General features: G+C 57.5%; 7 protein-coding genes. 3 read left to right on the top strand and 4 right to left on the bottom strand.

Going from position 1 to position 14,761, the window contains the following annotated elements; genetic code table 11:
• Positions 1–6 precede the first annotated feature (6 nt).
• Positions 7–2,400, bottom strand: coding sequence for a hypothetical protein (locus RGM2987_RS13165; RefSeq protein ID WP_245141742.1), 2,394 nt, complete (start codon positions 2,398–2,400; stop codon positions 7–9).
• 31 nt (positions 2,401–2,431) lie between these two features.
• Entirely contained in the window at positions 2,432–4,228 is a 1,797-nt protein-coding gene (locus RGM2987_RS13160) for a hypothetical protein (protein ID WP_245141740.1), read from the bottom strand.
• 174 nt (positions 4,229–4,402) lie between these two features.
• Between RGM2987_RS13160 and RGM2987_RS13155 the strand changes: the two genes are divergently transcribed.
• The 3 genes from RGM2987_RS13155 to RGM2987_RS13145 all read left to right on the top strand — a co-directional run bounded on the left by RGM2987_RS13155 (position 4,403) and on the right by RGM2987_RS13145 (position 10,656).
• Positions 4,403–4,888, top strand: coding sequence for a hypothetical protein (locus tag RGM2987_RS13155; RefSeq protein WP_245141738.1), 486 nt, complete (start codon positions 4,403–4,405; stop codon positions 4,886–4,888).
• Positions 4,889–5,119: 231 nt separating this feature from the next.
• The gene (locus RGM2987_RS13150) at positions 5,120–5,605 is read left to right on the top strand and encodes a hypothetical protein (RefSeq protein ID WP_245141736.1); all 486 of its coding nucleotides are present in this window, start codon (positions 5,120–5,122) and stop codon (positions 5,603–5,605) included.
• 41 nt (positions 5,606–5,646) lie between these two features.
• On the top strand, positions 5,647–10,656 hold the full coding sequence (locus tag RGM2987_RS13145; RefSeq protein WP_245141734.1) for an RHS repeat-associated core domain-containing protein: 5,010 nt from the start codon (positions 5,647–5,649) through the stop codon (positions 10,654–10,656).
• A 161-nt stretch (positions 10,657–10,817) separates the two neighbouring features.
• Here RGM2987_RS13145 and RGM2987_RS13140 read toward each other — a convergent pair whose 3' ends face one another.
• Positions 10,818–12,314: a hypothetical protein gene (locus tag RGM2987_RS13140; protein ID WP_245141731.1), complete on the bottom strand. Its 1,497-nt coding sequence runs from the start codon at positions 12,312–12,314 to the stop codon at positions 10,818–10,820.
• Between the two features lie 129 nt (positions 12,315–12,443).
• Entirely contained in the window at positions 12,444–14,654 is a 2,211-nt protein-coding gene (locus RGM2987_RS13135) for an autotransporter outer membrane beta-barrel domain-containing protein (RefSeq protein WP_245141729.1), read from the bottom strand.
• Between the last annotated feature and the right edge of the window lie 107 nt (positions 14,655–14,761).

Below are 14,761 nucleotides of genomic sequence, written 5' to 3'. Positions count from 1 at the left end.
AGCAATTTATGGGTTGTCACGCAGCATCCGGATCGTTTCAGGCACACTGAACAACGGCAACGGCAAGATGATGTAGCCATCATCCGAAGCACCACCCGGCCTCGCAGGAGGGGCCAACACGGTGATAGCCACAAACCTGTCGGGCCCCGCAGGGTTCAGCGTCAGCACGCCGGTGGCAGCATTGATTTGTGCGGAACCACCGCCCAGCAGCACTTGCCATTCTTCGTTCCAATCACCGGGATTGATCGGGCCATCCTCACCCAGAATCGATAACTGGAGTTGGTTCTCCGGCAGGGTCACGGCGTCGTTGATCGCCACGTCAAGATACGCCGGCCGGTGCAGCACCAACACACTGGCCGTCTCCCTCACCCCGGTCCGTGGGTTGGTCACTACAATGGTATCGACGGTGGGCGACGATTTCGGGATGGCAGGCCCCGGCACATAGCTGTGGTCCTTGTCGGCGGTCGGGTTAGGCCGCACTTCAGCCCCCGAGCTCGGATCCTGGATACTCCAGTCCAACCGCCCGCCATCCGCGGCGCCGGCTGAAACGTCATGGGCCAGTGAATCCCCTGCCGTGGCGATCATGATCAGCGGGTTGACGGCCAGGCTGCGCTTCGAAACGCCGACCAGCGCCGAGCTGGTGTGGGTGCCGTCGGTGGCGGTGATGACGACCCGCACGGAACTGCGCTGGATCTGCGCGTCGGTGGGCGGGGTATACACGCCCGTGTTGGTGATGGTGCCCTTGGGCACGGTCTCACCTAAAATGTTGCGCACCGACCAGGTCAAACCGCTGCGATGCGGCTCGGTGGCGAACTGGTGGGCAACGGTGTGGGGGATGATGGGCTCCAGTTCGGTGATGCTGAAGGCTGACTGTTTGGGGCCAACGTGGCCGAATGCGGCCAGGTCGCCAGGAAAAAAGGCGCTATCCAATCTGACCGAATCGTTGCCGCGAAATAACAAGCTGTTCAGGGTGAACACGTTGATTTCTACGGCGGGTAAAACAAACTCGTCAATAATCGGATCCAACATTTCCCTCAGTTCTTCTACCAGACGTGCTCGAACCTGAGGAAAAATTTTCACCATGCGCGGGTCATCTTCAAACGAACCTAAGGTTCCGCCAGCGGATATCTGCCGGTCTTCAGCCGCAAAGACAATAGTCCCGTCTTCAGGGTTCGCTGTAAACTTCAAACGCCAACGACCCTCCCATCCCGTCCACAGACGGCCAGATGTCACCCCTTCTGGACTAATGGTAACGTTAGTAGCCTGGTGTCCACTGCCCTTCCACTCCAAATACAAAAAACCTGTGGACCCGCCAGCGATACGCCGAACAGTTAGCGTCGCTTCGATGGGGTACGGATGATCAGCATTAGAAAAGCCAATAATCAAACTGAATAACTTGACCAGTGAAAAGTCTCCAGCTGCCGCATTCGGATCACTGTAAAGGGTCTTATTGTGGGTGCGTCTGTCTCCAAAACCCGTCACTTCAGTAAAACCATCAACAGTATGGAACTCCACCCGAAACGGCTCAAAATTTGTACTGATCTTCCTAAGTCCCTCAGTAAATATTTTTCTGACCAGCATATCATTGGCCAACAGCAACGTTGCCGAGTGCCCTTCCGGCAACAAATACTTAAAATCCGCATTATCACCCGGCGGACTGCCATTGGCATCACCCTCCATGGCAACGAACACCAATACCGCACCTTCGCCCTCGTCTTCATCGGCTAATAGCCTGGCACCGGAGTCTTTTTTATTGTGGGTGCGAATGACAAACTTCGAGGGTTTCAGGAATTGATTCGGTTCAAACCTCAGTTCATTTAACACAAATGTTCTCTGCGCTTGCGGCAATCCCTTGAAGTGGTTTTTGAAACGTTCGCCCGCCACCCTCTGCAAATGTTCGGATGGCATGTCAATCAGCCGGTAATTACTGCCCTCCGAAATATCCAGCTCCACCCGCCCCGCCGAAGTGACCGAGCCGGTGCTGGCCAGAAGGTCGATATCAAATTTGAGCCCAGGCCCATCCAGCACATCTTTCTCGGCAACCCGGGTCAACGACCACTGTTGGGCGCCCTCTTGTTTACTGAAAGACAGGTGGGTTCCACCTACTTCTTTCATCGTCAATTTAGCCGAAGATTTCTGCAGGCTGGATCCGGCAAACGACAGTCGCGGCGCGTCCATTTGATAGTTATGCAGAAAGTCCTTTTGTGTCGGCGTCGTCGTGTCCCGTATCTCTTCGGTGATCGGCTGCATGAAGTCGCCAGTACTAAAGCGGGTGATGTACTCCTGACGCAACACCTTGTTGGTTTCATTGCGGCCATAAGCCAGGATCGCTCCCCAACCTAATGTCCGAGGCGCTTCTTTAAGCCAGTTCAATAAGGTATCAACAGAATTGATTTCCATGACAAGTTACCTTTATCAAAAGGAACCGAATTTAGCGAACCAACGTAGCTGTAGTGTCTCTAAAAAACGTAAACGTTTCCCCGCCGTCAAAACTGACGCGCGCTTTTAGTGAGAACAGTTCATCGAGCTGTAACGTTTGCAAAAAAGTTTTCGGCAGCTTTTCCGTTACCTTCTTGCTTCTAAACTCCGCATCTGTCACTGGCCGGGCATTACGCACCGGATAGACGACTGAGCCGGCACTGCTGATACCCGTGGCCTCCATCGTCAATAATTGCCCCTCGGCCATGAAGGGCCATGCGTCGAAGCCCGAGGACTCGATGACCAGATCGGCACCGTTGAAGGGGACGTTGGCCAAGGACATCTGGTTGCCCGTGATGTGCACAGAGGTCGTCGACGGGTAGCGGTTGGCATCCAGCGGCGTGACCAGCAGGTTGAAATGGACGGAGTCCTCACCATTCACCCGGTAGAACACCGGGAAATAGCGGCCTTGCGCGACCGTGGACATGTTGGCCGCAATGGCGGTGGCAGGAATCTGGAAACGCCTGCCCGACACTGGCGTCGTCGTAACATACCGACCATCATTGGGGTGCCCCTCCCAATGCACCTCCACCGTGCCCGAACCGATTTCCGCCGTGTCGGGCACTCTGACGAAAGTGCCGCTGGTACTGGCCGGCCAAATGCCCTGGTTTTCCCCATTCGCGGTCGCACCCTCGACAATCGGGGCCGGCAGATGCAAGGGTTTGCTGATCTCCAACACCAAAGGTTCGGCCGTTTGGGCAGTGCCGGTCCGGGCATACTGGTAAAGCACCTTAACCTGGCCGTTGCTGTTGGCTGTCAGCCATTGAGGCTCGATGGGAAATTCGATGCGTCCGCTGTCCACGGTCGAGGGATCGACCCGCAGTGCCTGGGTGACACTCTTGGACGGCTCGCTCCCCGTCCAGTACAGCAAGACCCAGTCATCCTCCTGGATGTCCGGATAAGCCGGTTTTACCTGAAGGGTAAGCCCCCCTGGATAGTGCCCCGGGTTGATCGGGCCGCCCTCGTGGCCCTTGACCGTAACGGTAGGCAACAAGGCGGAACCGGGCGCCACGATGTCAATTCTCTGCTGTTCAGACTCGCTGTACTGGGCAGGCGCGGACTGTCCAGCGTACTCGACGCGGTAGCTGATCTCGGCATGTTCACCCTGGATGGCGATAATCTCGATAAAGGGCACGGTAAACGTCAGCGGCTGGTGCACATGCTCGGCCCTGATTGTTCTGGGGTCCTGATGCAGGGGTTCTGGTATGCCTTGGAAGTAGCCTTGCCAACGAAAAGTTACGGTGTCTCCGACACTCATGGCCTGGTAAGGCGGTATCACCGCGATGGCGCCTGACGAACCGATGGCCGCAGCGTCTATCGAACGGTCGTGAGATTCTTTTATTTGCGGAACCGGCAGTTTGCTGACGGCGTCAGGGTGTTTTCCGACGTAACAGAATAGGCGAAGCGATTCCGGGCCTTTTTCATTGGGATCATCCGGCGAACCCACGGAATAGGAATAAAGCGCCCACCCTTGATCCAGTCGTTGAAGCAGCTCATTGGGCAGGTTCACGGGCATACCCCGCTGCGGGGTATATCCGCCGTCGACGGTCACCTTCACTTGAAAGTCGCTGAAGTCAATGGCTTCCCCATAGGCGCCGCACCCTTGCCAATTCAGCCAAAGCGTATCGCCGATGCCTATGCCCGGAAATTTGATATAGGTGAGTAGTGGAGCGCTCCGCAATTGTGCCAGATCGATCCAATCACCCGGCTGTAAGGCCGGTATTGCCGGGCGTGGGTTCAAGTCCGCCATTTGATAATCCTCGGACATTCGGATGCGCTAGAACATTGGAAACCACACTCTAGGTTTCCAGACGAGACACTGTCCACTAACAGAACTGTTAGGTTCCAGATCAATCTTAAGGTGATAACGTTGGGCTAATCCTGTGTGTCTCCCCCTTTATTATTGATAGAGACTCTGCCGCCCATGCCCTCCATCAAAGTGATCGTTGCCGCCTTATTGCTGAGCAGCCAACTGACATATTCAGCTACGGCCTATTCAGCGATGGGCACTATCATATTGAGGGATAAGGACAATGCGATTTGCTCTTTACCCGTGCCAGAGCCCGGTCAAAGTAAAGGCTACAGCTTTGTCAATGCGCCATTGCAATGCGAGGGATGGAATAAGAGAGCACGCACCCTTGAACTGGCGGAAGTCCCGTCAGCCACACGGATTATCTTGAGCGATTCAGTTGATTGCGGGAGATACTCCAGTAATTCATGGCTGGTGCTAAAAACCAGAAAGAAACAGACCAATACCTCCATCATTGCAATTGAATACCTTACGACCTTTCAAAAAGACGCGATCATTGAACCGGGCTTACAAATGATTGATTTGCAAATAAAAACCGAATTCAGGGACAAAGTTTCCTGTGTCCATATCACCACGTCGGCGGCTCCTCCCTCGCCGTAGAAGAAGCTCCAACAGCATCATTCAGGTCACGCTCAGGAAGGCTTCCTGGCCTTGAGAGCCGGCGAAACCATGAACATCTGAATGCAATAGGACACCGGCGATCACTCTGTAGATGTCGAAGACAGACACTGTCCACTAACAGAATTGTTAGGTTTCAGGGAGTCGCTCGAGTGATAACGTTGAGCCTAATGTTGCTGCATCCCACCTTTATTCGATAGGGACATGTCAATCATGCATCACATCAAAGCGACTGCTATCGGCGTATTGTTGGGCATCCACCTGATTTATTCAGCTGCGGCCTATTCTGGAACGGGCACCATTATATTGAGAGACAGTCAAGAGGCTATTTGCTCTTTCCCCCTGCCGGAACCTGGCACAACCCAACGATACAGTTTTCTCTTTGGGCCGGCACCGTGCAGGGATTGGAGTAACAGAGCGCGTACTATCGAATTAGCTGAAATCCCTTCAGCTACCACTATTCTCCTGACCGAAACGGGCGTGTGTTCGAAGACCGAGAACCTCTCATTTATTTCACTGAAAACCACAAAAAAGCAGACCAACACCTCCATCATTGCAATTGAATACCTCTCGACCTTTAAAAAAGATCAAATCATTGAACCCGGCCTGCAAATGGTTGACCTGCAAATAAAAAGCCCACTCCGTGACAAAGTTAACTGCATCGAAGTAACAACATCAGCCACACCACCCCCGCCTTGATTGTGTTCGGCATCTGACTATTCATTTATGAGAAACGGACCATGACTACTTCCAAAGCCGTGAATTCCCAGGCGTTCGGTTTCATGAGTTATGTACAGGGCGGCGTTGACCCACGTACCGGTCAATACACCGTGTCCATCGACTTGCCCGAGGTCAAGAACAATTGGCTCAGCGGCCCGGCGTTTCCGTTGAACCTGACCTTCAACCCGATCAACACCCTGGACTCCGGCTTTGGGGTTGGCTGGAACCTCAACCTGTCCCAGTTCACGCCCCATGACAGTATTCTGGCCTTGAGCACTGGTGAAACATTCAAGGTCACGGGCAGCGGGGCGACACCCGACATCCGGGAAAAGAAACTCGATACCTTCCACTTCGAGAACCTCGGCAGTGAGCGCTATCGCGTCCTGCACAAGTCGGGGATGGTCGAGGTGCTTCAGGTCGGTGGCAGCCAGAATGACCGGGTGGGGTTGCCCGTGAGCATCACCGCGCCCACCGGCCACAGCCTGACCCTGGCCTATGCATCGTTCCGTGGCGGCCAGCGTCTGCAAAGCATCAGCGATGCCCAGGGCGAGCTGCTGCGCATCAATCGTCACACAGGCGATGAATGGGTGGAGATCCTCGTGCGCCCCGACGCCGGCCCCGGCGGCGCGGCCCTGGCACGCTATGAAATGAAGCTCAACGCCAGCGGCTGGGTCACCGAAATCATCCTGCCCACCGCCGACAAGGGCTCCTGGCGCTTTGGCTACGGCAACGGGCCGATTCGCAACATCCTCTGCCTGCACGAGGTCAAGAACCCGGCCGGCGGCCGTGAAACCATCGAGTACGCCGACACCGGGCACCCATATCCCGGTGGCGTCACACGCCCCAACCTGCCACGGGTCACCCGCCATCGCAATTATCCCGACTTCGGCCTGGACACCGCCGATGACACGATGGTCGAAATGGTCTTCAGCTACACCGCCCATAACTTCCTCGGTGCCGGCGCAACCGTCAGTTGGGAAGAAGGGATGGACCCGCTGTACAAACTGAGCGCCAGCTACGAGTACGGCAGTACCGCCAGCTTGATGGTCGGCGGCAGCGCAGTACGCCAGGTCGAGCGCCGCTACAACCGGTTCCACTTGCTGACCGAAGAAGTCACCACGCAGGAACACTGCGTCATGCGTGTTACAACCCAGTATTACGCCGAAGACGTGGCGTTCGAACGCCAGTTGCCTCAGTTCCAGATGCCCAAGGCTGTCACCACCAGTTGGGAGCTGGACAATGACGCGAGCCAGTACCGCGCTGAAACCGAGTTCAGTGCCTATGATGAAAACGGCAACCAGACCGAGCGGGTCGAGCCCAACGGCATCAAGACCGTCTACACCTATTATTCGAAGAACGGCGAAGACGGTTGCCCGCCGGACCGCTTCACCCGACGCCTCAAGGACACCACCGTGTTTCCCTCGCCCCAGGGCGAGCCCGGCGCGCCGACCCTGCGCACCCGCCGGCGTTATGCGGACCATCCGCCGCTGATCAACAGCGGGATGGAGGCCTGGCTGGCGATAGACAGCGAAACCCTGGTACAGGTAGAAGGCGCCCAGGAAACGACCTTGCAGCAGACCCAGCTCGAATACTACGAACTGCCGGGGGACGCGTTCCTCCATGGTCGCCTGCTCAACCAGCGAATCATGCTCAATGGCACCACTAGTACGTATCGGTACGAGTACGACAGGCTCGCCAGCGTGCTGGCCGGTGAGACGGTGCTGGAGACCCGCGAGCTGTTCACCGGCTTCGACGGCATCGAGAAAACCATGTCCCGCCAGGACTCGCTGATCACCGGCGAAACCGTGCTGTCCAACGATCTCGATGGCGTGCAGTTGCTTCGCCAGTACGACGTGCTGGGCCGGGTGATCAAGGAGACTGTCTCACCTGCGTCGCCCGATGCCCGGGCCGAACGCATTTTCACCTATATGTTAGCCAACGCAGACGGACAAAAAGCTTCGCAGAGCATGACAGACGTCAAGGGCGTCACGACTTACAGCCACTTCGATGGCCTGGGACGCGTGGTCTACCAGGAACGGGCCGAGAAGGCCAAAGCGCCCCGCCAGGTTCTGACCGCCGCGTACGACAAGCTGGACAACCTGATTGAAGAAGTCCACTACGACTGGCTGGACGACAATCCCATGCCCCTACGCCAGGGCTTTGAGTACGATGCCTGGGGGTTTGCCCACCGTGTGACCCAGGCCGATGGCGTCGTGAGCCGCTACCTGTGGTCGCCGTTTGGCCGCAAAGGGCCGACCGAACACCGCTGGCTGGAAACGCCGGACACAGAAACGGCGATGCTCATCAGCAACCTGACCGCAGGCGAGTACAACGAATTCGGCAAGCTCGACCGTAGCCAGCGCTTCGACGCGCAGCCGCTGATCGAGCGGTGCCACGAACAGCCAGAACGTCCGGTCGCGGAACATTTGCGCCAGTTGCTTGAAACGAGCGGGCTGCCCGTCGTGGGCGCGGTCGAGTACACCTATGACGGCAAGAGCAACTGCGTCCGGCAAAAAGAGCTGACCGACGGCCAGGAGCGCACGACGCACTTTGCCTACGACGCCCATGACCGCATGAAAACCACGACGCTGCCTGACAACACGCTCATCAACCGGACGTTTGCCGCGCATTGCATTGACGAGCAGATCACCCGCCTCGCCGTGAAGGCCAACGCCAAGCCGGAAGTGGAACTGGGCACCCAGTCGTTTGACAGCCTCCAGCGCCTGACGGAGCGCCGCGTCGGCCCGATGGCCAACCCACGCATCGAGGCGTTTCGCTACACCGGCGGTCAGATGCAGCCCAACCAGCGGATCACACCGGCGAACGATATCTTCGATTACGAATACAAGCCCGAACTGACCCAACAACCGTTGGCGATCATCACTTCCAAGGATGAATCGGCGACGTATGTCTATGACCTCAAGACTGGCGCAATCACCCGTGCGCAAAACACTCATGGTCAGCGCGAATATCGCTACGCCGATACCGGTGAGCTGGAATACGAAAGCTGGACCGACACCGACGGCACACGGATGGAAACCACTTACCGGACCTCCCTGCATGGGCGGCAGATGCTGCGCAGTCATACGGACGGCCTGGACACCCGCTACACCTACGACGATGCCGGACGCGCCGAAACAGTCAGCCAAGGTGCGCTGCAGGCCGAGTTCGCCTACGACACACTCGGCCGCCTACACCGCACCACGACCCGCAGTCCACAATCGACCCTGACCGCCGACGTCAAGTACGACACCCTGGGTCGCGAAATTGAACGGACGTTGGCATTCAACGATCAGCCGCCACGGGTCATTACCCAGGCCTGGCAGGACGACAATCACCTCAAGGAGCGGCACGTCTTCCTGGACGGCCAGAACCTGCTCCACGAGGAGTTTGCCTATGACGCGCGCAGCCGGCTTATCCAGCATAAATGCACGGGCAGCACCCTGCCCAAGGACGCCTATGGCAATGCCATCGCCAGCCAGGTGTTCCGGTTCGATGAGCTGGATAACCTGCTACGAGTGACCACCCAATTCGCTGACAACCTCACCGACGTTGCGGCGTTCACCTATGACGCCGACGATCCTTGCCGGTTGGAGCGCATCACCCACACCTACACCAGCGGCGGCTACCCTGCCCTCCTGGAATTCAGCTACGACGCCAATGGCCATATGCTCAATGATGACCAGAACCGGCAACTGGTCTACGACAACCATGGACGCCTGGTGGCGGTCAAGGATGCCCAAGGGCAGACCCTGCTGAGCTATCGCTATGACGGGCATAACCATCTGGTGGGCGTTCGCCGGGGTAACGAACAGGAAACCCTGCGGTTCTACCAGGGTTATACCCTGAGCCACACCCTGCAAAACGGCACCGGCACCCAGTACCTGTTCCACGATGAGCGCCCTCTGGGTCAGCAGTCCATCAGTGATCATGACCAGGCCGTCTTGCTGATGACCGACGCCAGCCCTAACGTCATCGGAGAATGCTCGCAGTCGCAGGTGCGCACGGCCGTCTACAGCGCCTACGGCGTGCGCAGCAGCGATGACGAATTGCAAAGCCTGCTGGCCTTCAACGGCGAGGTGTGTGAAGACGAGAACAACTGGTACCTGCTGGGGCGCGGCTATCGTGTATACAACCCCAACCTGATGCGCTTCCACAGCCCGGATTCCTACAGCCCGTTCGGCGAGGGCGGAACCAACCCCTATGCCTATTGCCTGGGCAACCCGGTAGCGCTTCGCGATCCGACCGGGCATCGGGTCAGGGGTAGTCGTCCGGATAACCCGGACTATATCGACCCTATCGAGCAGCCGAAGCAGAAATTTTCCTTCTGGGAGAAGATGGGCTTTTGGGTCGCTGCCGCTGTGACGCTGGTTTTGGCGGCCGCTGCCGTCGTGGCAACCGGGGGTGGGGCCGCAGCGGTTGTCGGTTTAGTGATAGTGGGCATCGGAGCGGTAGTCATGTCAGTTGGAGCGGCAACAAATAACATGAACATGGTATCGATTGGCGGCATTCTGCTTGCGATAGGCGGGCTCATAAGTGGTGCTTCTTATATAAAATTCAAATTCCCCGGGGCTGGTGCTGGAGCAGGGGCGGGGGCTGGTGTCGGGGCTACGGCTGGGGTTGGGACTACAGTTGCATCTGTAAGTAAAGGAAGTATGGGTTATGCGAGTCAGGTGAAACTCCCTCGTGTCAATACGCCTATGAACAACGCCAAGGCTCAGCCAAATCATGCCATTCGTAATATCGAGCCCGTCGCTCAAAACTCCAACCAGACGAGTAAGTTTGGGTTAGGCAGTGCCCAAGCCTATCCAGGCGATGATCCAACGATCGACTATAGCGATACTGATATTAGCCGCCGCAACAGTATCACGGGTAACGAGGGCGTTGGCGGTAAAGATTCAAACACCTCTAGCCATGTCCCAGGCCCACCAGCGCGAGAAATATCCAATGCGATAGCAGGAACCTTGAACACACTGCAGAGGAAACAGAAAGAACGGAATACGATTTTAACCAACGGAGTTTGGAGCTGAGGGACTTTTCTAAAGTGTCAACACCTAACACCACCAGGTATAAAACCTAACAGGTTTATACCTGGTGGCGGTCTTTCATATCCTTGAAAAGCAAAATCCACTCTCGCCCCTCAACATGGCCATTTGTTTAAATACTGATAGAGTGCCTTCATCGCGCACTCTCACCCCACCAACGTCAATTGCAACAACGGGAAATTAGGCGCTGCCAACGGCGGCCATGTCTGCCCGCCATCGAAACTCACATAAACCTTTCCGGTCAACGGCTTGTTGCGCTGCAAAGTGTTCAAGAATATTTTGGACACCCTGACGTCCGTGCTGAACCCAATCCCGACAACCATCTCCTGCGCCGTCACCGGGCGCTTTCTCACCGCTTCGAACGAAGAATCCTGGCCTGTCGTGCTGACGCCGGTCATCGTGATCAGGACCCAATGGTCCGTGGTGATGAGCGGCCATTTTTTCAGGGTCAGCCGGGCGCCTTCGGGCGCCACTGAGTTGTAGCTCAAGTTGCCACCGGAAAGGCCGTCGCACTGGACGGCCTCGAGTCGCTGGCTGGGAAGGGTTTGCACTTGCAACTGACGGGTTGCGGACAGGTGTTCCTGCTCCCTGGCGTCAATCACCCCATAGGACACCGGCAACGCCCTGCCGATATGCGCGGCCAGGTACGGCATGTCGACCTGATAACGACGCGAGCCGGAACTGACAGGTTGCTCCACCCGGGTCGCACCCAGGGTTCCCGGCTCCCCCCACTGCACCCAGACCTTTTCACCAGGGTAGATCACCGCCTCTGGCGGCACTTGCACAATAACCACGCCGTTCAGCGGCACCAATGGGTCCAGTGTCTGTTGCTGCCCGGCCCCAACAGCACCTTCGACACTGGGCCACGGCAACACACGCGGTATCGGCGTAGCCTCCACCCCCAGCTCAACCGGCTCGGAACGCAGGCTCAGGTTGCCCGCGCGGTCCTGCACCTCGTACCACACATACCGCCAGCCATCGCCCCCGTCCCGAATCAGATCACCTGGGATCGTGACTTCCACGGGATCGGCATAGTTCTGGTCATCGAGTTCGATGACCCCGCCCTGATCCTGATTACCCGGCGTGGCTCCCCAGTACCAGGTGATTCGGTCCCAGGGTCGGGGGGTCGTATAGGGCGGCAGGTTGGCCCTTACCTCATCGTTGTTCAATTCGAGGTAATGGGCCGTGAGCTTGTTGGGAGGCAGAACTTCAGGGGGGAAAACCAGTTCGCTGCTCGTCGCCAGCACCGCAGGAGTCGTATCGAGGGTAAACGGCAAATCAGCAGATTCGTCCATTTCGTTGTTAAAGGCCTTCGCTGTGTAGCGCAGCCGGTGCTGCCCATCATTGCCGCGCAACAGCCGCTGGGGCAACGTCACAAATTGGTCGGACTCATCGATAGGTGCGCCATACCAGCTTCGGGAATCCACTGGATTGACGTCGTCGTCCAGGAACAGTTCGACTGATTCTTCACCCTCAGTCGGATCGGAGTAGTTCCACAGCTCAAACCAGACCTTGAGGTCGGCGTGTGTGCAGGCTTCCGGGAGCAGATTGATTTCACCGCCAGGGACATCAGGCAACAATTCGTCGATGCGCGGCGCAAGCAACTGGCGGTTGGGAGAGGGGGTGATCGTGGGCTTGCTCATGAACATGACTCCCTAAAAAGCGCGAGGAATACGAGCTCGTGGCCCGACTCCCCGCGTCAAATGAAAGAACATCAAACTCGCGAAACTTTTTGCAGCCTTCTCCGCCGCCGGTCGCCCTCAGCCATTGGATTACCAGCTATAACGCACGCCCACGTTGGCTCCCCAGGGTTGGTCGATCTTATTGCCGTTGCTGTAATCGAAATCGGCATGCACCGACACCTTGTCGGTCACCGTCATGGCCACCCCCGCACCCAGCTCGCCACGGGAACCGGAGAGGTCGTTGTTGAACGCGTTATCGTTGACCTTCACTTCGTTGTTCTTGGCGAATTCATGTGCGTAGGCGGCACGAAGATAAGGCTGCACCACTTTGCCCTCGCCCAGGTTGAAGTTACGCCCGACCGTCGCACCGACTTTGCCCAACAGCGAATGCGTGCGGTCGCCTTCGGCGGACAAACCGTTGTCCAGGTCGTAGTCCTTGCCCTGGATAATCACCCCCGACAATTGCGTATAGGGTTCGACAAAATAGTCGTCGGCCAACTTGATGTGACGGCCAAACTCCAGGGATGCGCCGACACCATGGCTGTCATAGTTGCCCTTGGTCTTCTTGCCGTCGCTGAGTTGTACCTTGGACTCGTTCTGGAACCGGTTGAACTTGAGCACGCCGTCAAAGTAGTAGCCGCTGTCTTCATCCAGCCACGTGGTGTAGGCGCCGAGGTAGTAACTGTCGACTTCGCCTGTCGTCCCCCGACTCAAGTCCAGGTCAGACTTGCTATAGCCGCCCAACATCCCCACCAACCACTGGCCATCACCCATCGGTAACGGTGCGTCGGCACCGAACGACAGGCCCTGTTGGGTTTGTTTGTAAGCCACCCCGGAGCTGGCGTTGACATCGAACTTGTTGCCGTAGGTACGAATCCAGCCACCGGCCTTGCCCTGATCCCTGCGCACTTCGCCCATGCGGCTGCGCAAGGTGGAGAGCTCGCCGTACCAGACGGTGGGTGCGGCATTGAACAGCGCGATCACCGATTGGGTGCCGGGGCTGATGATTTTCGAAGCGGTGTTCAGGTACCAGTCGTTGTCGCCTTGCTTGATCAGGTTGTAGGAGTAGGCACCCAGGTCTACCTCACCGCCGTACAAGGAAAACTGGGCATCGCCACCGCCGATGTGAACCACCGGAATGGAAGCGGCCGCACCCGGCTCGGAGCCGCTGCTGTCCAATGCCACCTGATGGCTACCGGTGGCTGTCCCGGTCACGGTCAATGTATCGACCTGGCCCGTGGCGAAGTTGGTGTGCATGAAAAACGTGCCGTTGCCCGACAGCTCACCCACCGTCAATTTGAAGAACTCCCCAGGGTTGCCGAACTGGATGCCGCCGCCGTTCATGGAGAGCTTTTCCACCTCGCCATCGCCAACCATGATCCAGCGGGCGTCGTTGTTGACCGCCAGGCTCTGGACGTTTTCCAGGCGACCGGTGAGCGTCGCAAAGTTGTCGAAAACCACGTCAGCGCTGCTGCCTTGCTCCACGATGATGTCACCGATCAACTGACTGTTATCGGCCTTGAAGTTCGCCGAAGAGCTATTGACCACTTCCACCAGCGTGCCGTTGCCGCCCACCAGGGTCGAACCGTTGTTGACTTCGACATTCACCCGTTCGTCGTTGGTCTGGGTCTGACCATCAATGAAGATCGCCGAGCCGGCCAGGCCTTCGACGTGGGAATTGTTCAAGATCAAAGCGTTGTCGGCGGACAGGTTCAGGTCGGCGAACAGGTACACCCCGTTGCGCCCTCCGACGATGCTGCTGTCAGTGGCGGCTATCTGACCGCCGAAACTTTGTACACCGACGCCATTGGCGTTGCTGCCAGTGACCGTGGAACCCTGGAGGGTCAATTGGCTCAGGGCGCTGAGGCTTGCCCCTACTCGCCCGCCGATGATTTCGCTGTCGCTGACCACTGCACTGGATGCCCTGTCGGCTGAGCGGGCCAGACGCAGCCCAACGTTGCTGCTGACGATTTTGCTGCCATTGGCGATGGTCGCGGTGCTGCCGGTTAGATCGAGCCCGTTGGCATTGCCTTGGGCAGTGACCTGAGTGTTGCTCAGGTCGATCGTCGATGCTCCAGACGCGCGGATATGATGAGTAGTGGCACCGTTGGCCGTCAGCTTGCTTTCAGTCTCCACCAGGTAATCGTCGATCTTGGTGGAGGCATCAATAGTCTTGGACGTACCATTTTCAATAAGTGTCTGGGCCAGACCGGTCGGGCTGAGCAGCAGCAAAGGCGCGAGGGTCACAAGCTTGAGGACACGCGCGAGGGGGGTGATGGAGAATGAGTGGCTGACGGGCATGGATAACTCCTGGATGAACAAGGCTGTCTGGCAACCGTCGAGCCTGGCGCTTCATTGCCTGGGTCCGAACGATCAAAGGCGGCAATCCTAAGCACTCGCTTCCTGGA

It is taken from the genome of Pseudomonas sp. RGM2987, assembly GCF_022952855.1.
GTDB lineage: Bacteria > Pseudomonadota > Gammaproteobacteria > Pseudomonadales > Pseudomonadaceae > Aquipseudomonas.
This window is presented reverse-complemented; position numbering and strand designations above follow the sequence as displayed.